Origin of the sequence: Pseudomonas arcuscaelestis (assembly GCF_016881005.1) — a bacterium.
Classification (GTDB): Bacteria; Pseudomonadota; Gammaproteobacteria; order Pseudomonadales; family Pseudomonadaceae; genus Aquipseudomonas; species Aquipseudomonas arcuscaelestis.
The window spans coordinates 155,802-181,341 of record NZ_JACOPV010000004.1; the positions used below are offsets into that span (position 1 = coordinate 155,802).

General features: G+C 53.9%; 18 protein-coding genes. 8 read left to right on the top strand and 10 right to left on the bottom strand.

Going from position 1 to position 25,540, the window contains the following annotated elements:
• Window positions 1-19: 19 nt before the first annotated feature.
• The gene (locus H8F21_RS07080; protein ID WP_096143192.1) at window positions 20-1,342 is read left to right on the top strand and encodes a chloride channel protein; all 1,323 of its coding nucleotides are present in this window, start codon (window positions 20-22) and stop codon (window positions 1,340-1,342) included.
• 2 nt (window positions 1,343-1,344) lie between these two features.
• Here H8F21_RS07080 and H8F21_RS07085 read toward each other — a convergent pair whose 3' ends face one another.
• Window positions 1,345-2,622 (bottom strand): DUF2254 domain-containing protein, encoded by a 1,278-nt coding sequence (locus H8F21_RS07085; RefSeq protein WP_096143193.1) that lies wholly within the window; start codon window positions 2,620-2,622, stop codon window positions 1,345-1,347.
• Between the two features lie 284 nt (window positions 2,623-2,906).
• Between H8F21_RS07085 and H8F21_RS07090 the strand changes: the two genes are divergently transcribed.
• The 5 genes from H8F21_RS07090 to H8F21_RS07110 all read left to right on the top strand — a co-directional run bounded on the left by H8F21_RS07090 (window position 2,907) and on the right by H8F21_RS07110 (window position 7,997).
• Window positions 2,907-3,275, top strand: coding sequence for a hypothetical protein (locus tag H8F21_RS07090; protein WP_096143194.1), 369 nt, complete (start codon window positions 2,907-2,909; stop codon window positions 3,273-3,275).
• A 61-nt stretch (window positions 3,276-3,336) separates the two neighbouring features.
• Window positions 3,337-4,509 carry a DUF3800 domain-containing protein gene (locus tag H8F21_RS07095; RefSeq protein WP_106115703.1) on the top strand — a complete coding sequence of 391 codons (1,173 nt, stop codon included), beginning with the start codon at window positions 3,337-3,339 and terminating at the stop codon, window positions 4,507-4,509.
• Between the two features lie 46 nt (window positions 4,510-4,555).
• A complete protein-coding gene (locus H8F21_RS07100; RefSeq protein ID WP_203584171.1) occupies window positions 4,556-6,097 on the top strand; it encodes an LA2681 family HEPN domain-containing protein in 1,542 nt (513 codons plus the stop codon).
• 67 nt (window positions 6,098-6,164) lie between these two features.
• Window positions 6,165-7,163, top strand: a complete 999-nt coding sequence (locus H8F21_RS07105) for a DUF4238 domain-containing protein (protein WP_197898210.1) — start codon at window positions 6,165-6,167, stop codon at window positions 7,161-7,163.
• Window positions 7,164-7,223: 60 nt separating this feature from the next.
• On the top strand, window positions 7,224-7,997 hold the full coding sequence (locus H8F21_RS07110) for an HNH endonuclease (protein WP_169918566.1): 774 nt from the start codon (window positions 7,224-7,226) through the stop codon (window positions 7,995-7,997).
• Window positions 7,998-8,256: 259 nt separating this feature from the next.
• On the opposite strand, the gene H8F21_RS07115 is transcribed toward H8F21_RS07110, so the two are convergent.
• The 6 genes from H8F21_RS07115 to H8F21_RS07140 form a co-directional block, all read right to left on the bottom strand.
• Window positions 8,257-9,009: an SIR2 family NAD-dependent protein deacylase gene (locus tag H8F21_RS07115; RefSeq protein WP_106117501.1), complete on the bottom strand. Its 753-nt coding sequence runs from the start codon at window positions 9,007-9,009 to the stop codon at window positions 8,257-8,259.
• A 357-nt stretch (window positions 9,010-9,366) separates the two neighbouring features.
• Window positions 9,367-11,139: an ATP-dependent nuclease gene (locus H8F21_RS07120; RefSeq protein WP_106117502.1), complete on the bottom strand. Its 1,773-nt coding sequence runs from the start codon at window positions 11,137-11,139 to the stop codon at window positions 9,367-9,369.
• Window positions 11,140-11,321: 182 nt separating this feature from the next.
• Window positions 11,322-12,143, bottom strand: a complete 822-nt coding sequence (locus tag H8F21_RS07125; protein ID WP_105753679.1) for a hypothetical protein — start codon at window positions 12,141-12,143, stop codon at window positions 11,322-11,324.
• Window positions 12,144-12,585: 442 nt separating this feature from the next.
• Window positions 12,586-13,497, bottom strand: coding sequence for a site-specific integrase (locus tag H8F21_RS07130; protein WP_105753680.1), 912 nt, complete (start codon window positions 13,495-13,497; stop codon window positions 12,586-12,588).
• Window positions 13,498-13,896: 399 nt separating this feature from the next.
• Window positions 13,897-15,453 carry a DUF5677 domain-containing protein gene (locus H8F21_RS07135; protein ID WP_105753681.1) on the bottom strand — a complete coding sequence of 519 codons (1,557 nt, stop codon included), beginning with the start codon at window positions 15,451-15,453 and terminating at the stop codon, window positions 13,897-13,899.
• A 116-nt stretch (window positions 15,454-15,569) separates the two neighbouring features.
• A complete protein-coding gene (locus H8F21_RS07140; RefSeq protein ID WP_169918563.1) occupies window positions 15,570-20,060 on the bottom strand; it encodes an NACHT domain-containing protein in 4,491 nt (1,496 codons plus the stop codon).
• Between the two features lie 249 nt (window positions 20,061-20,309).
• On the opposite strand from H8F21_RS07140, the gene H8F21_RS07145 reads away from it, so the two are divergent.
• Window positions 20,310-20,714: a thymidylate synthase gene (locus tag H8F21_RS07145; RefSeq protein WP_268963050.1), complete on the top strand. Its 405-nt coding sequence runs from the start codon at window positions 20,310-20,312 to the stop codon at window positions 20,712-20,714.
• Window positions 20,715-20,981: 267 nt separating this feature from the next.
• On the opposite strand, the gene H8F21_RS07150 is transcribed toward H8F21_RS07145, so the two are convergent.
• The 3 genes from H8F21_RS07150 to cadR all read right to left on the bottom strand — a co-directional run bounded on the left by H8F21_RS07150 (window position 20,982) and on the right by cadR (window position 23,209).
• Window positions 20,982-22,076: a type II toxin-antitoxin system PemK/MazF family toxin gene (locus H8F21_RS07150; RefSeq protein ID WP_203480990.1), complete on the bottom strand. Its 1,095-nt coding sequence runs from the start codon at window positions 22,074-22,076 to the stop codon at window positions 20,982-20,984.
• The gene (locus H8F21_RS07155; protein ID WP_203480989.1) at window positions 22,016-22,198 is read right to left on the bottom strand and encodes a hypothetical protein; all 183 of its coding nucleotides are present in this window, start codon (window positions 22,196-22,198) and stop codon (window positions 22,016-22,018) included. The genes H8F21_RS07150 and H8F21_RS07155 overlap by 61 nt, the downstream gene beginning before the upstream one ends.
• Window positions 22,199-22,765: 567 nt before the next feature.
• Window positions 22,766-23,209: a Cd(II)/Pb(II)-responsive transcriptional regulator gene (gene cadR, locus H8F21_RS07160; RefSeq protein ID WP_203480988.1), complete on the bottom strand. Its 444-nt coding sequence runs from the start codon at window positions 23,207-23,209 to the stop codon at window positions 22,766-22,768.
• A gap of 82 nt (window positions 23,210-23,291) precedes the next feature.
• On the opposite strand from cadR, the gene H8F21_RS07165 reads away from it, so the two are divergent.
• Window positions 23,292-25,535, top strand: coding sequence for a heavy metal translocating P-type ATPase (locus tag H8F21_RS07165; RefSeq protein ID WP_203480987.1), 2,244 nt, complete (start codon window positions 23,292-23,294; stop codon window positions 25,533-25,535).
• Window positions 25,536-25,540: the final 5 nt, after the last annotated feature.

The window sequence follows — 25,540 nt, forward strand, 5'->3', positions numbered from 1 at the left end:
CTTCAAGGAAGCCCTTCGGGTGATCAAACCGATAATGCTGTTACGCCGAGGCTTCGCGTCAATGCGCTGGCGCACCAGGGTCACGTTATGGATTGCGGCAACCATTGCCGGCCTACTGGTGGTGGCTTTCGCAAGGCTGGCAGACATGGCACTGGCGCAGTTTGCTCAACAGACCGCTGAGCGAGCGTGGCTACCTTTTATTTACACCCCACTGATCGGCATGCTCGTAGTCTGGCTGACAACGCGCTTTTTCGTGGGCGCCCAAGGCAGCGGAATTCCTCAGGTAATCGCAGCAACACGACTTGCACGTCAAGGTAAGCCCATTAACAGACTGGTTTCACTGCGCATTGCTTTTGCCAAGATAAGCCTTGGAACTCTAGCACTGACCGGCGGTTTTTCGGCGGGGCGTGAGGGGCCCTCAGTTCAGGTTGCGGCATCCATCATGCACTTCTTTCACCGTTTCTTGCCCAATGCGCGAATCGTACGCAGCGAGGATCTTATTCTGGCGGGAGGTGCAGCGGGTATTGCGGCAGCATTCAATACGCCCCTGGCAGGGATAGCATTCGCGGTAGAAGAGCTGGGACGCAAGCTGGAAACCCGTACCAGCGGCGTTCTTCTTAGTACCATCATCCTATCTGGGATGGTTGCCATTGCCTTGCAGGGAAACTACAACTATTTCGGTCACTTCGGCATTCAGGACATCAACCACGACATAGTCGTCCCGGCATTAGTCATAGGGATTGGATGTGGGCTATTGGGTGGTTTGTTCAGCCGAATGTTGTTATGGCCGCAGCGGCATCCACACTTGATCATCTGGCAATGGCGGCGACTGCACCCAGTGTGGTTTGCCGGCATTTGTGGATTTGTCGTCGCTATATTGGGTTGGCTGAGTGGTGGAATGTCGTTCGGTAGTGGGTACGGCATTACCTCTCAGGTCATCGTATCTGATGTAGTCCTGCCATGGCACGCCCCTGTTACCCGCTTCCTTGCGACCGTAGTGACCTACTTCTCTGGTATTCCAGGAGGTATTTTCGCGCCCTCGCTCGCTGTAGGAGCCGCAGTCGGTGCCAATACCGCAGAGCTATTTCACTTGGCCGCTCAGCCCACTATTGCACTCTGCATGGTTGGTTTTCTGGCTGCCGTTACTCAGTCGCCAATCACCTCCGCAATCATTGTGATGGAGATGATTGATAGCCACAGTATGGTGATCAGTCTCATGGCGGTAGCTTTGATCGCCAAGGCTGTCAGCTCAAGAATGGGGCCTGAGTTGTATCAGCAATTGGCGCGAGGCTTTCTCGAAAACGCAGAAGCGGCCACTAAGCCGAAGAATCCAACTCAATAAGCCTACCGCGTGATCGTTCTAGCCAGTGAGCTCAGTTGATCCTTCTCATGCTGCAGCGCTAAGGTGGTCTCTGCACGAGTGATCAGAAGATCCACGTGCCTGTAGCAGGCATCTTTAAAGATCGCTGGGTTTATTTCAGCGAGACTGATGAGGGCTTTCAACAGACGCACGTTAACTTCCAGCAAAGCTGCGCCGTCCCTACTGATCGGAGCAAAGAAATCATCGAACAGATCATCAACCGTCAACCCTCGGAGAAAGATCTGTTTACAGCCTTGGTCTGTATGCGAGCTCGATACGTTAGGCTTGCTCCAGCAAGTTAAAGTTCTCACTCCCCGGCCAATGACATCAATGGCTGTCCCTGGGTCGTTCACCGCAGGCGATAAGGCGCGAGAAGCGATTTCCGAGAGCACACAAAGTCCGAAGCGTGGATCATTTTCAAAGGTTCGACGGACGCCGAAGGTTAGGGTCGCTAGAACCTTCTCTCTTGTAGTATCGGTATCACCGCCCCTCGTGTTGCCCAAGCTCACAATGTGGAGCAGTGGCATTCCTTCGTGCACAAATGTCCCCGGAAGCACCTCCAGATAAATCTGTATTTGATCGTCCTGCGCGATGGCTCCAAGTGCGCTCACATCAATATGTTGCACATAGCCTGTTAGCTCACTTTTGACCGTGATTGCGCCAGGAGGTAGCGAAAGATTGGTCGGGTAAGCTGAACCGCCTAAGTATGGCCACTGAACTCGTTGAGTGATTGCCGTTATCGCAGCCTTCTCGACGCGGTCGATGGTTTCTCCCACCCGTCCGAGTTTTGAGAGGTGATCGATCCAGCGCAAGAGGGTGTAAACGATCAAGATCACCACAATTATCGTCACTGCGAACAGCAACACCCGACCTTGCGTGCCATAAGCCCCCGTGCTCAACGCGATGATCCCTACCAGGCTAAATAGGAATGAACCTATAAACGTGGCAAGGGCATTTTGGGTCGTAGTGTCTTCCATTACCAAGGTGGTGGCGCGCGGTGTCACTCCGCTGCTCGCGGCCCCATAAGCGGTGACCATTGTGCTCAACGAGAAGGTTGTGACGGCCAGCATGCTGGAGGCAATGATCCCCAGAATTTTGTCTACGGCATCTGCGCCGATGCGCGCTGGCAATGACTCCGGAATGAAGTCTTTGAATACAACAGCGAGCAGAGCCGTGGCCACCCCTAGAAGGGAGAATAGGGAGGCTCTGAACCACAGCCGTTTGGTGAGTTGATTCGTTATCCAGCGCCAACGAGCAATCATGTGCAATCCTTCAGTTACTACGTCAATTGAACGCCGGGCGGCGCAGAAGTTTATTCGTAATGTCGATGGTAGTTCGCGCCCCAGCTATCAACTATATCTTCTGGCCTTAGCAAGGTTTCAGGCAGTTTTAGGTACACCACAAGGGGAGATGTAATCAAGGTCGGTTGGCAGCGGCTAGCTGGCAGCTCTAATTCCTGAGAGCACGAAAGCAGATGACTCAGCTCGTGATGGCTTTTAGCCTGGCTGCGAGCTAGATTACGAGCTTTCTACGATCAAGGAAGGGTATGAAAAAGCTCATCGCAGTAATGGGGATGTGTGTCGCACTTGGCGGTTGCGCTACGTCCCACTACACCGCAGGACGAGACTTTCCGTCGGCCAGTGTTGCGAGCATCACCAAAGGCAAAACGACGACTACTGAGTTGAAGTCCCTGTTTGGTGAGCCCTACGCCAAGAGTGCTGTCAGCGAGACTGACGAGAAGTGGATCTACACCTACACCAATGGCTCAGCCCACGCCCAAAGCTACGTGGTCACCATGAAGGTAACGACTACGGGCACTCAGAAAACCCTCGACGTCTTGATCCGCAATGACGTGGTAATCAATTACACGTTCAGTGAAGGCCCCGCTCCAGGCACTACCACTGCGACGAACTAAGTTCGCCACCTTGCCATTGGGCGACCCACCGCGCTCAGTACGTTGTTGATGGAGCAAGCTCATGGTCAGAACATATGCCTTCGTGGATGAGTCCGGGAATTCCGACCTTGACACGTCAAAGGGAGGAAGCTCGAGTTTCTTCATCGTGTGTTCCATTCTGGTGGCAGAGAAAGACCTCGAAGCTGCTTATGCCCTAGCTGAAGCACTCCGCGAGCGTCATTTTCAAACAGGCGAGATCAAATCCAGCAATCTGAAGCCCAAAGATTCAGATCGCCGTGCCCGGATCTTGAACGAGCTGGCCGAGCTTCCATTCAAGCTCTATTTCACCGTCGTTGATAAGTCACGAATCCACAAGGATGGTGGCCTTCGTATCAAAACCTCCTTCATTAAGTACGTGAACGGACTGCTTTATGAGCGCCTGTTCAGCGCCTACCCTGATCTCCGGATGGTTGTAGATGAGCATGGTGGGCAGGAATTTCAGGAGAGTCTCAGAAGCTACGTTGTAGAACGGTTCGTTGACGACCTGTTTGGCGATGAGGATGCTTTCTTGACGATGTCCAGTAAGGACAATGTCCTTGTTCAGGTTGCAGATTTTTTTGCCGGCTCAGTGGCTCAGATCTACGAAGAAAAAGCATCGGAAGAAGCAGTTCTCGCCTACAAGAAGATCCTGCGCAGTCTGACTCTCGGAATGCTCGAGTGGCCATCCAAGTACCAGTCTCTCCTGCCTCCGCCGACGAATGAATCGGGATATGCAGACTACCAAGTACACCAGGAAGCTCTCCGCCAAGCAGACCGTTTTAGCGAGCGGGTTGGTGAGCACCCTGATGAAGATGAGCGCCTGCAGCTAAGCATCTTGCGTTTCTTGAGATTTCAGAGCGAATTCGTCACCAAGGACTACGTGTTGACTACGGAAATCATGGCCCAGCTAAAAGACAGCGGGCTCGGCGAGGTCAGCGGCCAGAGAATTCGCTCAAGTGGCGTTGCCAAGCTTCGCGATGCAGGGGTGATCATCTCTAGCGCGGTCAAGGGTTACAAAATTCCCCAAACACGAGCGGACATTAATGACTTCCTTGAGCGAGCGTCAGGCATCGTCGTCCCTCTACTGGAGCGCGTTAAGAAGGCACGCGAGATTTATCGGCTGAGTAGTCGGGGGGAATACGACATCGTCACTGCAGGCAACCTGACTGAGCTGGCCAAGCTGCTCACTGCCCTTGAAGCATTTGCGGATGATTAAGACATGCCACCATCGCTGATCTGTTCACCTTCAAAGGAGGCACCACATGTTGAGCGAGCTCTCAAAGCTGTCATCCAACCTCTGTTCCTTGGTGGATGCTGATCCCGCACTTGCAGTGCAACACGCACGTGAAATCGATCTAGATAGGCCTGATCGCGTTAATTGGATGTCCTTGCGTGCGGCCACACTGGTTAATGCCGGCGCTTCGCTTGGGCGCCGGGATGCAATCGATGAAGGAGTCGAGCTATACCGCGAGCTTCACGACCTGTACCCAACAGTAGATATCACCTACAACTTGGCAAATGGGCTCGTGGAAGCAGCAAATTGTGGCAGCGCTGATTCGGAGTGGGTAGATCATCAGGAGCAGACTCGCGCATACAGAGCCGAAGCTCGAAGGCACTACTGGAGGGTGGTACAGGATGTAAATGCCGATTTGGAGTTACGCACCCAGGCTTGGACTAACATCGCTAATCTGTTCGCAAAAACCTACCGGCTTTCTGAGGCTCATGACGCACGCCTTTCCGCATTGAAGGTTGATCCAACGAACGGCGTCGCCGCCTTTTGCGCGGCATTGGATCTAATGTGGCTTTTTAAACGTGGAGGCTGCTCAGAGCTAACCCACATGGAAGCCGTGATGCTAGCCAGGCAGGCGCTTCGAAATAAGGAGCGAATCCTCCAATACGCCGGGGCGAACGTAGTGGCCAAGGTTGAAGCGCTCGCCAGTGAGCTAAGCGATCCGCCATCTCGGTCTGAGCACACCGATCCATTCATCAGATGGGTGGAGGAGGAGCGTCTCACCCTTGCTCCAGCTGTCGAACTCGTCGATCCATCTTTGGGTAAGCTCGATTGGCTCACGCTCCCAGGTATTCTCGAGCGTGAGCCAGAAAAGGGAGTTAGCCCACCGCCACTGTTTGCTATGTTCAATATGTTGAAGAGCGATTTTTTGCTCGCCCGAGAATTAGCATGGCGTGCAAGAGACGAAAGCGTTTGGCCTAAGACAGGACAGTTTGCAGACACTCTTGACTATGCTCTATACGGCCCTGAAACCTCGGCACTTATACTGGCGCACCGGACAGCCCTTGACCTGCTCGACAAGGTAGCCGTAACAGCGAACTCCTATTTCGAGCTTGGGTTAGCTCCAAAAAAAGTGAGCTTCGGGAGGCTGTGGCGGGATCCCGAAGACAAGAAAACAGGTACTCGGCTTGTAGAGAAAGTTGAGGTGCTGATTCGGGCAGGCGTATACGCAATGTACGGATTGGCCGAGCTGGCAGAAGACTATAACGGCGTAGACGGAATTCTCCGCTCACAGAAAAATCTGCGAAATTCGGGTACACATCGATTCCTGGTGCTCCATGACCTTGGTGATCCCGCACTAGCGAGGCAGGCTCCGGAAATTGAGCATCTCAACCACTCAGATTTTGTCGACGAGGCTCTGGATGCCCTGCGAGTCGCGAGGTCTGCAATCCAGATGCTTGCACTGGCAATTTCTCAGCATGAGGAATTCCTGAGAAAGCAAGCTGATGGCCTTATTGGCACACTGATCGTTCCTGATCACAATTGGATTCGTGGTGAAGATGAGGAACCCTGATCCCTTGCTATGGAGCAGTTGGAGCATTCAGTCAGCGTCGTATTCTTTATTGATATCTAGGTGAGCAGTGAACTCTACTCAGCAAAAAAAACGCCATCACTTCGTTCCCAAAGCGTATCTCAAAGCGTTCGCGAATCAGGGTGGCCAAGTTCTCGTTTACCGTAAAGACAACCCTGGACGGGCGCTCCCTGCCAGGCCAGATACAACGCAGTTTGAGCGCTATTACTATTCGCAACCGCTACCCGAAGGCGGTCATGACAATAACGCCCTCGAGGACATCTTCTGTGAGGTAGAGTCCGCATGGCCAGTTCTCGTTGAAAGGCTGGCTCGGAAAGAGTCCATAAACGATGACATTGAGCCCTTCATCCAATTTGTTGCGCTTCAGCGAGCTCGTGTGCCTGCGGCGCGAGATGCGTTTGAGGCCGCATTTGCGGCAACCGTTAAGGACACGATGAAAGCGCTGGTGAGGAATGGAAAGCTCTCACCGCCACCCCTAGGTTTTGAAGACATCCTCGACAAGGTCGAGGTATCCATCGACCCTCATCAAAGCATTCATGCGATGCCTGGCCTTATCAAGAAGATCGGGGAGCTTTTCGATACGGTTGGCCTGGCCATTATCCATAACACATCAGACGTGCCGTTTCTCACAAGTGACAATCCAGTTGCTTGGTACGACCCATCAATCCCAATCGAAAGCCAGAATCCCTATGCCATTTCCCCTGATGGGCCGATAGCGATCCAGTTTCCCATCAGTCCCCACATGATGTTGTTTGGGGCTAAAGAATACCGAGAGCGCTACTGCGCGGAGGGGCTTATGCATGGTGAAATACCAGACGTTGAATGGGTACATTCTGTAAACACCCAAACCTGTCGCTTCGGCTATGGAGCTGTCATTGCCCAAAAGCCAGGACAGGAGGAAATGATTCAAGAGCATAGTGCGCTGTCGCCAGTGTTCGACCACTCCTCACTGGAATTCGGCGCCCAGACAGTCTCAATAGGTAGGTTCGTCTTCGGGTCACGAGTAGCCAAGCCAAAGTGGATACCTCACGAAGATGAATCAGCCTGAAATCGCGATCTATCCGTATAGTAAAAAAAACCAAATGCGACCTCTGATAAGGCAAGAGCATTGGCATATTCACCACCCCACTCTGCAGAGGCATTGAACTCAGCGGACGCTATACGGCACCGTATACTAGGAACCTTTGAAGAGCGCTACGGACATGACCTTCTCTCATTCGAGGATGCACTAGCGATTGACGAGGATTTTTTTAGAATCGCTTTCAAGCCATACAAATGGACTTTGCTTCATCGATTCGCTCAGAACTGTTTATGGGAAGAGTGGAATTACCTTCGCAGGAAGGCTGACGAAGAGTTTGTGCTGGAGTCCTCGAGACTGCTACAGCACTTTAAAATCCCTTTCTCAGATGAGGAATACTCCGACATCTCAAAGCAAAAGGACTACCTCTTTGAGTTATTGCAGGAACCCTTGAAAAGAATTACGCATGAAGTATTTTGCATACTATTTAACGACAAAAAATTGATGCGTTGTTTTGGGGAGCGGATTTCTGATGCTATTGCTGATATAAATCCTTCTCAATATCCCCTATATGTGCATGCGCAGGGCAGGCTTAAGCGCTCCAGCTCTTGGCCAGCATGGCTTAGAGATGCCTTGTTTTATAGAGAGAATGGCCGATGCGCGGAGTGCTCAAATAGCCTTACAGGTGTCTTTGATACTTCCCTTAAGCCTCAAATCGACCATATTGTACCTATCAGTAAAGGTGGAACCACCGATCCTACGAACCTCCAGACCTTATGCGAGTCCTGCAACAAGAAAAAGGGCAATAGCAGCAGTCAAGTTGGAGGCTTCATTTATATCCCTTGGGAATGTGAGTTATACTGAATCTATTTAGAGATGGCTAATTCAGCCATATCATATGAGTTACTGGCGCACGTACTAGGTTGTGACCCTGCTCTCATAAGATAGATTTGGACGAAAACTCCACCATGACTTAAAGGGCTGAGCGGAGTTCCACAGCCGGGCCCGAAGCGCAAGCTGAGCGCGCCGACTCAGGACGAACCGAAGCTTGAGGATGGACGCCCGGAGGGCCAGGTTCAATGCAGAAGCAATGTGAACCGCGATCAAACTACGAGGTAGGAAATCAGCCGAATGCCTCGCGAAGTAGGCTCTGCATCATCACCGAAGCAGGGCCCTGAAGAAAATGCTCCTGACTGCTGATATCGAACCGCACAGGGTTGATGTGAACAACAGTCGCCCCGTGGCCTAAAGCACGTAGTGGTAGCTCAGCTGCAGGGTAAACAAACCCGGACGTACCAATCGAAAGGAAAACATCGCAACCCTCTGCAGCTGCGAGACCTACGCTCCATGCGTCCTCAGGCAGCATCTCCCCGAACCAAACAACGCCAGGTCGAACATACCCGTTGCAGACACAGCATCGCGGCGGCTCAATCCGACGTCCATCCTCCGGCAGCACGTCAGACGTGAGAGGCAATGTGAACGCCAGCCCACAATCGATGCACCGAGGAGAGTGCAGGCTGCCATGCAAATGAATCACATCCTGACTGCCGGCCCGCTCATGAAGATCATCAACGTTCTGGGTGATCACAGTCAGCTTGGGCACATGCTTGGAAAGCTCAGCGATGGCACGATGTGCCCCGTTTGGCTGCGCCTGGATGACCCTGTTCCTACGCCACTCGTACCATCCCCAACACAGGCTCGGGTCTGCACGAAAGGCTTCAGGAGTCGCAAGTTGTGCAGGATCAAAGCGCTCCCAGAGCCCCGTCAGCGCATCTCTGAACGTCGGGATGCCGCTCTCTGCTGAAGCACCCGCCCCAGTGAAGACAACGACATGCTGAGTCTTACGCAATCGCTCAGCGAGGGAACTGGTGATCATAAGCATTCCTTAGGGCAGGATCTCATTTGGGTGCCGGTGTTATGGTCGCTGGATTCTCATCCATTGGTCAAAAGCTAAGGGATCCTGGTTGTCGGCAGTCCGATTGCGTATGCCAACGACATGTTTGCTGAGTGGTGCCCCATCCTCTCGCTCATTTGGCGCATCAAGTCCGCGTAATGGAATTCTCAAGGTAGCTAGTGTTCCTGCCGCGCTGGTCTGGTCGAAGCGTCGATACCTGATGAGCCAGAGCTTCACTGCGGAGATAGGACAGCTACAGACGGTCGCAGCGAGCTAGCAGGTTTGACGCACTAGCTGGAGTAATGCTCCCGAGCGGAAGCATTACGATGAGGTAAGCGGTCAGATAGCTCGCATCCAATCAAGGGTGCTTCGGAAAACGGGATATTCTTGATCTATCGTCTCCGGCTGCCAGCTTCGAATATTATCTTCCTGGGCGATAATGGCGGCTTCCCCCTTTTCCACAATGTTCAAGGCATCCTCAATACATCCCATTGGCCAGACCCAAGTTGAAAATCTTGCTTTCATAGCCTCATGAGCGGCGTTTGCGAGCGGTTGACCTTCAGTATGCCTTGCGAAGGCAGCCCAACAGTCCGCTGCGGTTCCGTTCTGGGATTTCTGAGGCATTCCATTCCCTCCAAGCTGGAAACCTTCGGTTCGGCTGACTACTTGAAGTGCAGATTTGACGTTATCCATCTCTTCGCATTCCTTCGGGAGCCAGGGGCCCCTAGCGTGGGTGAATGCAAAATCTAAGTCAGCGATCACGCCACACTTGATGCCCATTGCCGTCAGTACAGAAAAGCCTTTAGGGATAGCGGTGCAGCTCCCGAGGGCAACGAAACATATCCGTTCGAGCTCTGGGCTGACGCCATAGAGCTTTTCGTATATGAGGGGTAGCAGTCTCTGATCGGTTTTGCCTTCGCACAAAATTACCTTTTCAGCGAAATAGATCTCCGCAATATTTCCGAGCTCAAAAAGCGTTCGAGATTGGGCTTGAGCCTCTGCTATAGCTTGAGTAACCGCCGTACCCATCGGAATCCGAACCTCGGATCCATTCTCCCTTGATCGGCGCACGATCACCGTTTCAGGCGCGTTATCTCTGCTCACCATCAATGGCGAATGGGTAGTGAATACGACTTGGTAGCCAGATTTCGAAAGCACATGGAGTGCTTCCCTAAGGCCTCTGACACCTTGTGGGTGAAGAAAAATCTCGGGCTCGTCGATCAGGAGGAGGCGGCGAGAGAGGTCTTGATCGCGGGTTTTGCGGATGTCGGCCAAAAGTCGGATCAAGGCCATTTGTATTGCACGCTGTGCACCGCTGCCTAAGGTGTCGAATCGTCTAGTTTGACCAGATATCTCATCGGTCACATTCAAATCACCGCTCTTGAAAAATTCCTTCACATCGATTGAGGGTACGTCGAGATTTAACAGTAGGCCGGGGAAGAAGCTTGAGAGGGCATTGGTGGCACTGGTATCGAACTCAGCCAGTAGAGGAGATCGGTTTTCTCCGTCAGAGCCTAGAATATTCCTCACCGCTGTCAGGGCATCCTGAACCTCCTGGTGAGCCGTGAGGATGGGAGCCATGATCTCATCCAGTAGTCCTCGGATTGTGCTTCCAGCCTTCCCTTTACCTAAATCTTCCTGGACGTCGTCCATGGCACGGATATGCAACGCTTCAGGCAACAGTGCAGAAATGGCTTGAGGTAGGCCAGTCGGGTATGAGCGCCAGGAAGCAGGTAGTCCCTGATCATTTAGATCCGCATTTTCCCAAACTTCCGTGGTCGGTTTTGTCGAGCCTGACGCAGAAATCCTTATCCAAAGGTCACCGTTGATGCAGTAGGGGGTAATCGCGGCTTGATGTTTGGCTTCAGGGATTTGTGCAATCAGCTCTTCTGTAATCCCTGACACGCAGGCGCTGATGATGATTGGCTGGCTGGGGTCATTAGCGTCTGTTTTCGCAAATGCCTTTGGTGCTAACACCAATCTGATCGCGTCGAGGATGGTGGATTTCCCCGCGTTGTTCTGACCGACCAGTGGGGTGAAATCACCCAGAGGCAAAAACACTTGCTTGCACGAGCGGAAGTTCTTGATGTGTATTTTGCTCAAGGAGTGCATGGCCGGAATTCCCTATCTACGGTGGGCATGGAGCCTCAGCGTAGCTGGAAAGTGGCGATGCGCACTGTCCCCCACGAGCACCATGGTTCTTGTCGACATGCGCAGCTTGTTTTGTACTGGCTGGATAAAGCAGAGAGCGTTTTGAATGGCCAGCGTTTGCGCCGGCCATCACCTGGTCAACCTCAGAATTCGTGCTCAATATCGTCGAAGAAGTTCGGGCCAAGCTCGTACTCAAGAGAACCGAATCGCGCTAGGAGGTCTGCTCTCACTTTACCCTCGGCTACGGGTTCAAAATTGATCCAGTAACTGTATACGAGGCCCTCATCCGATTCGTTGGCCGTGACCTCCGAATCGGCTAGAAGCTCTGCGTCGTCGATAGAAATCTCCAGCTCATTCGCCAGGGCCTGGGCCATGGTTTTGCGGTTGCCGCGTTCAGCTTCTTCAACTTGGGCCCAGTGCTCCCATTCAGATCTACGGTCGCGATCAGCATCAGACTCACTGCTGGAGATGACCACGCCCTCGTCAGCAAGTAGCCATATACCATCACGGCGTAGCAATTCGACCGTGGCTTTGAGATAGAAGGCTGCACCGTGATACATCCTCTCCTGATCTTGCTGCCCCTGGTAGGTCAGGGAGACTTCTAAAGTAAGCTTCCCGGTTGCGTCGCTGTAGTCAGCGTTTTCAATTTCAAGAGTATCAATAGTGAATCCACTCGCATTGGTGTCCGCAATCGCGCCGGAGAGCTGATCCTCCAGTTCTAGATCCAGATGGGCGTAGACGTCGTCTTCATGGATCGCTTGGTGAAAGTCTTTGATCCCAAAAACAGCCACCATCAGACGCGCATCCTTGGGGTTCCGTTGGGCGACTACAGAAAACTCATGGTAATCAGCGAAGCCTGCTTTTTGAATAAGGGTTTCTTGAGCGACAGAAAGCTTCAGGCCCTGATCATGAGCAAGCTTTTTAGCTTGGGATTTGAAGATGTTTAGCGGGGAAAAATCAGACATGGCAAAGGTTCCTAAATCTACGACGCTTAGGTGTCCGATTGCCTGTTCACCGGGCAGCGTCTGGTTAGGGACATGCCGATGTAATGCTGGAAGATGTCAAACGATGGGCTATTGCTTCGCGAAACAGGCGCCAGGCGACCATCACCGCCTGACCCGATCATAGGTCAGGAAAATTCACTTCGCAATAGCCAGCGGGAAGGGCATCGTCGGGCTGGTTTCGCAGGAAGTGGCTTGGAGCGTTGCTCAGGTATCGGTCGTGACCGTAAGCGGAGCGCGCCGGCATAGGATGGGCCAAAGTCCTGAGGATGGACGCCCGGAGGGCCCAACATTGGCGAAGCCAAGATTGGGTTCACGACAGCCGTACCCCAACAGGGGGCTCGCCCAAAACAGGAATACTCAATGGCCTCGCAAATTAGTCGCGAAACCATTCCCAAGGTTAGGCCTAGTGAACAGTGCTACTGGTTTTCGGCAAACCGACTCCATATGCCAAGGACGTATTCACTGAGTGGTGGCCCATCCTCACGCCCATTTCGCGCAAAAAGTCGGCGTAATTGTCCGTGGTTTTGCGGATGCCATAAGGTGTGAGCAAGCTCGCATCAATATTCCCTTTGCGAGTCCAGGAGAAACAGATCTTTCTCAGAGTTATAACCGACAGCGGACGCCCAGAGGCATTACCCGCACGGAAAAGATAATCTCCGTCTGACAGCCTTGAGACCTTGATGTACTCCTTAAGTATCGACCTGTACCTATCAGGAATCGCATCGAGTACATGCTTGGTATCACGGCTCTTCACGCTATACACCGCAGCACCCTGTTGCATCCTCGCCGATAGGAACTCGTTTGCCCGCAGCCCACCCAGCATGCATGCAAACAGCGCCCGATCTCTCAAGTCGCCCGATTCGGCAAGGATCTTTTCCAAGGTCTGAACATGTTCTTTGATCAACCCTTGCTGAGTCTGGATAACCAGTTTTGGTAGTAGGCCATGACCAGCAGCGGGAGAAACCTGCACACGTTTAAAGGCTAGGAGTTTTTTCAGGGAGAGATCGTTCACGAGCCGTTCCAGCTTCTGTCGATCCACAGGCGGCGATGTTTCTGCCTGCAGGGTAGCTTTGATGGCTGAACCAATTGCCTTCCTGACATCGGCTTCATGCGGCACAGGCTCATCTGGCGGGCAGACTTTTGACGTCTCGCTGAGATCGTGGAAGCTCAGATAACCTAGTCCCTGCGCGAGCGCTTTTTGAGCATCTGCAAGTGAGATTGGGGCTGGGCCACACCAGTGCTGCTGCAACTGCTTGGACAGGCTTTTGAAGCCACGATTTCGGATCAGGTCGTCTGGATAGACTGGGACGCGCATAGCAGTTCTCCGGTAGCGTCAGGGTGTCGGCTGCCCGCTGACTATCGTCGAAATGCGTGCGAAAAAGTGGTGTTGCAACCTGTGGCACTGGAGCCTTCACGAGCCGACCGTTTGATCCAGGGAGATCAGGGGCATAGAAATTAGCATGGCAATCTGCGGAGCGTCTACGATGGTTCCGAAAGATTGGGCTATGGGCGGCAAGTAAGAGCAGCGGCAGAGACAGGCGCTGCGTTCGTGACACTGGATAAGCTGTTCAAACAATGACCAAACACGGCTCGAGATTGAAGGGTCGTGTAATGTGCCCGAAAAGGGACACTAAGCCAGTTTTAGAGGCTTAATATCCCGATTCGGGATCATTATTAACCAGCAGATGAATCCCGTTTATCCCCAAACCTCAGCCTATGCAGGCTCTTTAGGAGCCGCCGCATTGTTCTCATCATCCCTCGGTGCGTCCTCGATCTCGAAGCGCGTATCAAATCCAGGGTACGCAGTGTTCACGTCGGCAAGAATGGCATTTATTAAATGCAACGCATCAGCAATGGTAGGTTCTAGCATCCGGTGGTATGGCAGTGGGATGCGATGGAACCGGTGCAGAGGGTTCAGACAGTGAGTGAAGTTACTGTCCCTTATTGCACCCCATTGTCCATGGACGAAGCCCGAGGCCCAACCGTAGTACCTGTCGTAGTCATCCTTCGTGCCTGACTCCTCTGCTAGCCTGCGAAGATCTTTACCGGCCCAATGGCCCAGATCGATCTCCACGTACTCTTGGAAGTAGTCTTCGTTCGCCAAGGTTTCCAAAGCCTGTTGGGTCACAAACCGAGCCTTCTGACCGGCCATCTCCTCGTGCTTGAGCAGTGCCAGCTTGGCTTGGCCGGCGCCATAGGAACGGAATTTTTTCCACATCTCGTCGTTCCCACAGCGTACTAGGTAAGCCAGCGAGATCCTGCACTCAGTGAGAGATCGAAGCAGTAGCCTTCCGGTAATGGCTGAGCTCAACGGCCCCATGCTTATTTCGGCTAAGCAGGCGAGAGCGAAGAACCCGAACCCGAAAACGCCATCATGTTTCTGATTCAGGCCAGTGGTGCTCAAGCTCGTGAACCAGTGAGCCAGTAAACCTTCACGGACATCATTGATCGTCTTGCCCAAGATTTTGGGGTCATGGGCAGATTCACCTCTGGCCTCCAACGGAGCTGGGAGGCAGTGGGTATGTTCCAGTGTGTAAGCCCAAAATAATTCGGGCCAGAGGCTAGGTTCTTGATCCGGTTTAAGGCTGATTACAGCCATTTCCATGGATCTAATGGAGGGTCGGACTGATCTCATATCTCCCCGGTGTGGATATTCGATAATTTCCTGAATCCGCTCCCTCATCTCCTCCATGACGAAGATTTCCCCTAGCCCTAGCTTGAACAGTACGCTTAACCAGCGCACATCCGTTGCTTCTTGGGACTGGTGGTCAAAGGTTTTCAGTACCGCCTGGCCAAGGGTCTGCCAGTCGTCCTCGGTTGCTTCAGCAGCGAGTGCTGCTTTCCACCAGTCTCGACCTGGAAGGTTTTCGAGGAGCAGTAACGGACGCAACGCTTGCAAGCCTGAATGGCAGTGGAGCACCCGGCTCACGAGGGCGTTGAAGAGTTCTCTCGGCTGGTTCGGTAAATCAGAGTGGCGAAGCGTCCAGCCCAGTGCTTCTTTTGGCTCCTGTTCGCGGTCATCATCACGTCGATAGCGAATGCCGATGGAAGCGATGTCCCGAAAAACCTCGATTGCCTCTTCACGGGGAATTACGGTAATGACCAGGCAGGCCCAAAGCATCTCCGGTAGGCGATTGTTCGCCCATGACGAGAAGCTCATCCCTGTGATCTGCATAATGGGGGGTATGAGCGCTTTGCCAACCCTTTTGTGATCTGCCAGTGACGACGTAACTTTCCCGGAGCGATTTGGCTTTTTCTTCCTGTTAGACATGAGCTACTTCCTGTTTGGCTACGCACTGTTCGAACCGTCATCAGCCATCAAGTCGAGGCTAGCCCAGCTAACTAATGCTGAACCTCGACCTGGTGACCACTCCGGCTGCCCCTAATTCAGGAATCCAGGTCGGATGCCTCTCCTGGCTCTCCCTTGTCCACATCCCTTTTCCAATGTTGCAGCTGTGGAGCGCGCTTGCTAAACCAAACGACCCCTTCAGATCGACGCCAGGAGGCATGGCTGTTTCCACCGCCTGGCCAAGCGCCCCGTTCTGTGACAAAAATCCATACACAGGACAGACCGTCTTCCTCGAGAAAGGAGTCAAACAGACCCTGATCTATAAAAGCATGAGAGCCGTCGTCAGGACTCTGCCCGCTGACGAAAAGTGTTCTGCCAGAGCTGTCAGCGTATATGTTTGAGTTGGACTGATGCGGCGTCAGCCCTAGTCGTTTTGCGAGCCATGGTGCAGGTATCAGAGCGTGAGCGCCGTCGTTCAGAGACGCATCTAGATGAGACTCCCAGTGGTAACGGAAACACGGGTAGGCAATCTCAACCTCACCAATATTGTGAAAGTCCATGGTTGACCACTGCTCTTGATCCCACGTCGAACGCCAAGGGGCTTCCAGCAGATAGCCATCGTCCGTCGCATTTCGGGTTGACCAGTTGTCTACTCGAACCTCTTTTTCCATACGGATGTATTTTATGAGTCTCTGTTCATCCTCACGCTTTACGATTACTGGCAGTAAAAAGCGCCACTCCTGTTTTCTAAGCCCATGCTCGCGGCTGGACTTATCTTTGTACCGCTCTGATACCGACCGATGCTCATGTAGGACTATCCAGGCCCGGCCCTTCGCATCCGTCCTGCTGACAAGGCTTGCCATACCCAAAGCCGGATCCTCTTCGAAAGGCCACTTCCCGAGTTCCTGTTCTGAGGTCTGTCGCATGGTGATTTCGGATCTGGGAATGGAATCTTCCGGGCTAGGCGCCTCTTCGGAGGCTAGTAGGATTGTCGGATCTATGTCTCTATGGAAACCTACATCGAGAGGCCCAGCATACTGACGCGATCCATGGAGGGCGCGTTCGGACATCCATTTGTTATCCGCAAGGCTGCAGAGAAGCTCATCCAAAGCCAGCCACTGGTATTTCTTACCAATACGCTCAACCAACGGTCTGTCCCGACTGTAATCATGACGCCTGCTCCGATCTTCGGGGAACAAATCCTTCGTCCAGCCGAGGCCATAGGCACGCTTTGCGACCCAGCGCTGGGCTGCAGTCACATCGATATGCGGTAGCTGGTCAGGCCGCTCCTCGGGGGCATTGAATCGCGGCTTATATTCCTTGCGATACCTTGCCTTTTCACCTGTGCTCAGCATTCTTAGAAGGAGTGTCTCGCACGCCTTAAAGCTTTCAGAGTAATCAGGTGCAGTTGTGCCCTGCCGGCGCTGAAGAAGATCGCGGAAACGGGTCGGCGTGAAGGCATGCATCATCTCAAGGAGTTCGACGCGTTCAGGGCAATGGTCGATGACTTCTTGCTCAAAAATTTCAGATCTTTCAGAGGGGGTCAGGGGCTCAGGCGTGCTCAGCGAGATATTCAGGAACGAAGTTACGCGAGGTCGTATTTCATAGCAGCCAAAGTCGCCACCCCACTGGGCGCATGAGCTCTGTATCTGAGAGTCGCCAGCATGCTTGGCAGCCTTCTCGAGCGCATCTTCTGTAACGGAAAGCCGAATGCTTCTCGAGTTATAGGGTGGACGGGCCTTCTGAATGTCCACGGTTTCCGGCAAGCAGTTTTTGCAAGCTGCGAGCTCGATAATGCCAAGGGCGGCGTCTCGAAGCAGGATGGACGCGGGGACGTCCACTCGGTCGAATACAGCCTTGTAGGTCACCTCAGAAAAGGGGCGCAGAAGCCGTTCACAATTGCTGACACAGCACGCGCCGAAGGCTGCTGTGTGCAGGCGCTCTAGGATATACAAGTCGTCCACTGCGGCGAAGTCATCACAAAGCTTCGCGTACAGAGAATGGTTGCGGATCATCAGCGAGGTAAGCGCTTTGGTGGCCTTGTCCCGCAGCTCCCGATTAGAGCTAGCAAGGAACCATGTGAGGATTATCGCGCAAAGGTACTGTACCTCAGAGTCTGTCTGCTCACTTTGCTCGAGAGCGCTCCACTCTATGAGCCGCCTGGCAGTAGCCCCCTCGTCTAACGGGAGAATATTCGCGTGCACAGTCCAGTATGCGTCCCGCTTCGGCATTTCAAGGACAATTAGCCGCTTATGCAGTGCTTCTGCATTCCAGGGGTGCCCAGCACTCGCGCTGACCTGGATGATAATGTCGAAATACCCATCTTCAACCTCCAGGAATGCGTTGAATAGCTCGAGCGTCCGGTCGGTGAACGACTCATTATTGCGCCACCTAAGACTTTCTATGAAGGCATCATTGACTGCTGGATCATTCGCCCATGCATTGATATCGCCTGGTAACAGATCGAGCAGCTCTTGATTGAAACGCTCAGGCAGTTGCACCGACAGGGCGTCGACCAATCCCACCCAGTCACCATGAATGCTTTCATCATCATGGATGAATTTCAGGGCACCAGATTTCAGTGCATCAGCAGGATTGATTACCGTCTCCAGTATCACTGAGGCCATCAAGTGGTCTTGAAGTCTCTGGAAGCTGAAGCGAACGATGTCTTCAGGGGCGGCAAAAGGATCGGCTCTCCTTTCCCTGGGATCTGGATCAAGCCTGAATAATCCGTTTCTCTGGAGAATTTCAAACCATGTGGTTCCCGGAGGTGCCGGGTATGCGTGGAACCTCCCATCGACGATACGTATGGCGTCGCTATGCGGGACATAGTCCCGTCTGTTTGCAGCCATCTCTGATGCAATAGCAGCGAGTGCCTGGTTCGTCGGCCTTACCAACTCATCGCTACCATCCCTACCGGCACCCAAGTTGCGAGCAATACTCTTCGTATAGAACGAAAAAACCTGCTTCGTGCCGACCAAACCCTTGGGGAACCACTTTTGATTTTCCCTTTCAAGAGCAACGCAGGCGCTACGCAAAAAAAGCGGATTTACAAACTCGGCAGCTAACCATGGGGTGTTCGGTTGAGATATGCCGCGCTTTCCCAAGTATATTCGAGCCGCTCTGGACTGCTCTTCCTGTGTCTCAAATCCGCGAATTCGGAACGCCGGAACCTTCTCACTTACCGCAGGAGGGATAATGTAAGGAATGTATTCAGTCCTACAACTGAAGGCCAGCGTTAGGTTCGGGTGGCGTTCGATTCTTGCCACGAACTCTGCAAGCTCATTACGCCAGAGAGTTAATCCAGCCCCCTCATTTACCGCATCCACCAGGATCAATCCGCGCTTGCCGGTAACGTCTGCGGCGGCACTCAGTGCTTGAAGCAATGCGTCAGGATTAATGTCTCCGACTCCCAGGCGCTTTGAAAACTGAGCCCAGACGCTGTCGCCGTTTAGCTGTTGGCCAAGTATCAGGACGACAGCTCTGCCCTCTGATATGGCGTTCTGCGCTACGTTACCCAGCAGATGCGATTTTCCCGTTCCCGCTTTTCCAAATATGAAGATGCTGCGACCTGATTCCGCAGAAATGTATCGACCCTCGATGAGTGATCTGAAGGCGTATGCTGCACCACTGAGATCTCGCAGTCGGTACTCTATATAGTCCAATGAGGAGCTGCTGGACTTTGGTTCCTTCGCCTTTTCTTGCTTCGCTCGCCAAAAAAATCTTTCTAGATCATGGACGCTTTCTGAAATAGACTCGATTATCTCTAAGGCTGCCGCTACAGGCCAGACTCTGTAGGCGTCTGAAGTAAATGCGAGGCTAAGTTTCTCCAAGTCAATTGTTTTGGCGTGGATATTCTCAATAAGCTCTAAGCTGCCTTCGAATGACTGCTCAATGTCTCCAAGTTGGGCGGCTTTTTGTATTTTTGAAAAGTGATCCTGGATCTCGGAGACAATGCTATCGTCTCGTAATATGACCTTGAATATTCTTTCAATGCCAACTTCCACATGGTCTTCAGGATGGTATCTTTCGTCCAGCGATTTGACTGCTAGGTCAATGTGATCGGAAAACCATTTTGGTGAGAACTCAACGTCGCCGAACCAATATCTGCGCAACCCCTCCGCATTCGGATGGGTGAGTCGATCCGTGATCTCTGAGGCCGTCCATGCAATAAAGTCGACATGTTTACCCGGCGCAACGAGCTTTCCCCATGTTTCCTTTCGAGAGTGCCAGCGTTCCCAACCTGTGTTGCCGCCACCTTGCTTGCCAGTCTTATCAGTCAGGTCACAGGGGAGAGCGACAATATACCTGGACAATCCTGGATGCGTTTCCAAGGCTCGCCGCACGGAGTCGTCAATGTTAGCCCAGTTTATATCAGCCGATTTCGTATAGTATTTAGCTTGATAACCAACCTCGCTTCCATCACTGAGCAACCAGTACGCCTCGATTCCCCCATCTCCTCCAGCACCTTCTATTCGCCTGAACTCCGCGTCAGCGGCTGGTGGTTCACGTCGGGCTAGCTGGCAAACGAGTTCTTCAAATGCGAGGCGCTGTCCTGAATCCATGCCTCTGATGCGTCTGTAATCCATGGAGTGTCCATTGCGAAAGCTAATAGTCGTGATGGCAGATAGCCTGTGCCAAGTGTATACGGTACGGACACGTTCGGAGTCACTAGCCCGTGGGCGAGACGGGCCTACGTGAAGATCGGTGGATCTAGGGGTATCGGAGGCCATCAACAAGTGTTGGCATAGCGACACATTTTCCTGGGCGTCAACGTGGGTAAGGCCCGCAAATGCATGCGCAATGAATGAAGGTAAGTGCTTGTTATTTCTCACGTAATGTGCAATTATAATTCTGCACTACGAGATGATACAGATATTGCTCAAGGATACAGTCGTAGTGTGCATCATAGGTGTCGCATGAAGCCATTGGGCACGCCTTTCAACCTGACCGAAGGCGCTGCATTGCTGTCGCTGGTTGGCCGCCTGACGGGCTACACACCGCGCTGGTTCACCTACTTCATCGGCGATGCGCACGTCTACGAGAACCATTTGGACATGCTCAACGAGCAGCTCAAACGCGAGCCGCTGGCGGTGCCCAAGCTGGTGATCAATGACCGCGTACCGGAATACGCCAAGACTGGCGTGTATGAGCCGCAGTGGCTGGAGAAGGTCGACCCGAGCGATTTCACCCTCGAAGGCTACGAACACCACGCGCCAATGACTGCGCCGATGGCGGTCTGATCTACAGCAGTCTCTATTCAAGTCCGCAAACAGTCGCGGGGTGCGGGCTTGTATAGGGGCAAAGCGTTAAGCCGTTTCCATACCCAGCCCCACATCGACCAAGCCCGACCAGTGTGTTTGCTCGAAAAGCCTGAGTGGCAAGGAAGCTAGAATGCAAAAAACCGCCTATAGGCGGTTTTCTGTAAAACGTTTTCTTCTGCAGTATATGCCCTAAGGCCGTCGCGAGGTTCCGGTACTGCTCCAGCATTCCCCGCCAGTGCAAAAAGGTTACTTTCTGCTAACCACGTTGTCAAACAGATTGACATTGCTGGCTTCAGGCCAGGAGGGTAATTTCTCGCCGGAACCCTCGGCGGCCATGGCCTCGTAAAGCGCTTTTAAGTCATCGATTGCTCCCTGGAGCTGGCCTTCGCCCATTCCCTTCCCCCAGTCCTGTGCAACCTCCTTGTACAGCAGCAGTTCGCTTCGCTCAGCCTCAAGGGCGGCAATGCGGTCATTAGCAGCCTGGAGGTCAGTCGCTACGTCTGTAAGCTTCTGCAACTGCTCGCGTGTTTCGCCCAGTCTGGTCTTGGTCTGCTGATAGTCGGTGACGCCTATGCTATGGAGGAGAGATGTCTTCAGCAGTCCTTTTTCCGCTTCGGTCAGGCGCAATGCGTAGTGGATATTACGGCCTCGGCGTGTCTGCCCGCGCACCAGATACTCAGTCGCTGGAGGCAGTACTCGGTTGATGGATACCGACTCCACCATTTGGCAGATCGCCCAGCTGTCCTTTCCGCTTGATCCCCAAAAAGTCAGCTGATCCAGGGTGGCGCGTGAAAGTTGGAAGCACGTTTTGTCCGATGTGCCAGGTGCATCAGAGGTCACCGGAACAACCTGACAAACTCCCCTGTTGGCCCGGACGACGATAGCTAGCCTACGCTTGTGCATCTCCCCTTTTTGTAGGGTATCGCAGTAACGCTTGTTCGTCCGAAGGGCACCATCCTCGCGGCCAATGGTCTGGATGAATCCATAGTCGACCTCAACCAAGGTGCCGAACTGGAGCACATTGTTCAGCCTATAGCCGGTTTTCTTCAGCGTTTGCTGAAGGTATTCCTCAGGCACCGTGGTGAAGATTTTACTGAGCGTCACAGTAAACTCAGCTGGGACAACGCCAGGTGCCGTGAGCAGTGCCACCCCTTCTACGTACCAGCGGTAGTTCGCAACGCCGGTGAATTTCTTGATGCAAAAGATTTTGTGGTGGCCACTTCCAGGCATGAGTGCTTCAGAAATGGACTCATGTGTTTCTTTGCCCAATGGGGACAAACTTACTGTCCCTGTCGCAAGGTCTTTGACCTGCTCAAAGTACCTGATGACGATTGTGTCCATGCATTTCCCTGGTACGAGCGGTAGATAAAGATACCCGGCGCAATGCGAAACAGCCCCATCGGTGATTGCTCGCTGCGAATGAAATCCACCACACCCACCGTCTTGCCGGTCTTCACGCTCATGGCTTGACTCCTTGCAGCTTGCATAGCACATGCTCAACCAGCGCCCTGGCCATCTCGGCCGAATGCAGCACATTCACCAGCATTCCTTGACCGGGTTCCTTGGCTTGGGCTCGGCAAAATTCGTCGATGGTTTCGCGGATGCCGCGGAGAAACTCGCTGGCGAAGGCCAGGGAGTCTAGGGATGAGATCGCTGTGGATGGAGAAGTAAGGGCTGGATGAAAGTGAAAGCGGTGGGTCGGAAACGACTTTTTTCATGAGGTAACTCCTATATCTATCAGGAGCTACTCCCGTTTCCCTCTCATAGGATTAGGGTGGCAGCCATACGCGGGTGAGAGACCGATAGACATAGGAAACCCGGCCAGACCGAGGTCTGTCCGCGTACAGCCGCCAAAACTAGCTGCATCCATCATCTACTCAGGTTCTCACACTCTGTCGCCAATCTAGCGACTCGAGGAAACTAGCCCTGTAGCGCCTTTACGACAACAGAGAAAAAGCGGCAGGGTGCGTAAGATGGTTCCGAAAGCACCCAAACCTGAAGCCTTCTTGCTGATTCCGGGAGGTTTTTTGTCAATGCCCGTGGCTTCTGCCCACATGCGAATGCTCCGCTTCTGGAGCAGTCACCGCACCATTGACCTCCAGATGCTGCAGGATCGAGCATTGCACTTCCTTGGGCAGGCAATGCTGGCGCAGGTCCAGCAGTTGGGCCTGCAAAGCCTGCAGGCCTTCGATACGTGCACTGACATGCTGGATATGTTCGTCGATCAGGGCGTTGACGCTTTCGCACTGGTCGTTCGGGCTGTCGCGCAAACGCAGCAGGCTGCGGATCTCTTCCAGGGTCATGTCCAGGGTGCGGCAGTTACGGATGAAGGTCAGGCGCTCGACGTGTGCCTGGGTGTACATCCGATAGTTGCCCTCGCTGCGCGCAGGCTCTGGCAGCAGGTTTTCCCGCTCGTAATAACGGATGGTTTCTACCGCACAGTCGGTGGCTTTGGCCAGTTCTCCGATCTTCATCTGAAAATACCTCGGCAGGTTGCTTGACCCTATAGTGGCTACAGGGTGTTCACTTGGCAACAGGACATTTAAGGATGAGCCCATGAACCAGCCTGTAAGCCACAAACTGGGTGAAGACACCCATGATCACGCCAGCCATGACCATGCTGAGCACGCTCATAGCTGCTGTTCCCATGATGCGGCGCCGTCACTGGTGCAACTGAGTGAAGCGGCCAGCGGCGATGCGCGCCTGAGCCGTTTTCGGATCGAGGCAATGGATTGCCCGACCGAGCAAACCCTTATCCAGAACAAACTGGGCAAGCTTGCGGGTGTCGAGCAACTGGAATTCAACCTGATCAACCGCATCCTCGGGGTTCGCCACACCCATGCCGACACCTCGGCCATCGAGCAAGCGGTAGCCTCGCTGGGGATGCAGGCCGAACCGCTGACCGACTCCAGCGAGGAAGCGGCCGCCGCACCGGCGCCGGCCAAGAAGCACTGGTGGCCGTTGGCGCTGTCGGGTGTCGCGGCATTGGCTGCCGAGGCCATTCACTTCGCAGCGCTGGGGCCAGACTGGGTTGTAGCGTTGGTTGCGCTGGTGTCGATTCTGAGCTGTGGCCTGGGCACCTATAAAAAGGGCTGGATCGCCCTGAAGAACCGCAACCTGAACATCAACGCGTTGATGAGTATCGCCGTGACGGGTGCGGTGCTGATTGGTCAATGGCCGGAAGCGGCCATGGTGATGTTCCTCTTTACGGTCGCTGAGTTGATCGAGGCGCGCTCGCTGGATCGCGCGCGCAACGCCATTGGCGGCTTGATGCAGTTGAGCCCGGACATGGCCACGGTGCAACAGGCCGATGGTCAGTGGCACGAGGTCGAGGTCAAGCACGTGGCGCTGGGTGCGCGGGTGCGGGTGCGCCCCGGTGAGCGCATTGGTCTGGATGGCGAAGTGGTCAGTGGCCAGTCGAGCATCGACCAGGCACCGATTACCGGTGAAAGCCTGCCAGTTGAGAAAGGTCCAGGCGACAAGGTCTTCGCTGGCACCATCAACCAGGCTGGGGCCCTTGAATATCGGGTGACGGCGGCTGCCGGGCAATCGACCCTGGCGCGCATCATCAAGGCGGTGGAGGAGGCGCAAGGCGCCCGTGCCCCGACCCAGCGTTTCGTCGACCAGTTTTCGCGCATCTACACCCCGGCTGTGTTTGCCTTTGCCTTGGCGGTAGCGGTGATTCCGCCGCTGTTCATGGCCGGCGCCTGGTTCGACTGGATCTATCGTGCCCTGGTGCTGCTGGTGGTTGCCTGCCCTTGTGCACTGGTGATTTCCACCCCGGTGACGATTGTCAGTGGCCTGGCTGCAGCTGCGCGCAAAGGCATTCTGGTCAAGGGCGGGGTTTACCTTGAAGGTGGACGCAAACTCGACTTCCTGGCGCTGGACAAGACCGGCACCATTACCCACGGCAAGCCGGTACAGACCGATCATGTCGTGCTTGATCCGCTGTTCGAGGGCCGCGCGCAAGCGCTGGCTGCCAGTCTCGGTGACCGCTCCGATCACCCGGTGTCGCGTGCCATTGCCGTCTTCGCCGCTGAAAAGCAGTTGGCCCTGAAGGACGTTGCGGCGTTCGAAGCCTTGGGCGGGCGCGGTGTACGTGGCGAAATCGAGGGTGAGTTGTATCACCTGGGCAACCACCGTCTGGTCGAAGAGCTTGGCTTGTGTTCGCCACAGCTTGAGGCGCAACTCGATGCGCTTGAGCGTCAGGGCAAGACCGTGGTGCTGCTGCTCGACAAGTCCGGTCCGCTGGCCCTGTTTGCGGTGGCCGATACCGTCAAGGACAGCAGTCGCGAGGCGATTGCCGAGTTGCATGAGCTGGGTATCAAGACTGTCATGCTCACCGGAGACAATCCTCATACCGCGCAAGCCATTGCCGCTCAGGTGGGTATCGATGAGGCCTATGGCAATCTGTTGCCTTGCGACAAGCTCAAGACCATTGAGGACCTGTACGCCAAAGGGCACCGGGTCGGCATGGTTGGCGACGGCATCAACGACGCCCCAGCCTTGGCGCGCTCGGAGATTGGTTTTGCCATGGCCGCCGCCGGTACCGACACGGCCATCGAGACTGCCGACGTTGCGTTGATGGATGACGACTTGCGCAAAATCCCGGCCTTCGTCAGGCTCTCACGTCAGACCGCGGCGATCCTCACCCAGAACATTGTGCTGGCCCTGGCGATCAAGGCGATCTTTCTGGCGATTACGTTCGCCGGTACGGCAACCATGTGGATGGCGGTGTTCGCTGACATGGGCGTAAGTTTGTTGGTGGTCTTCAACGGCCTGCGTCTGTTGAGAAAATAGAGGAT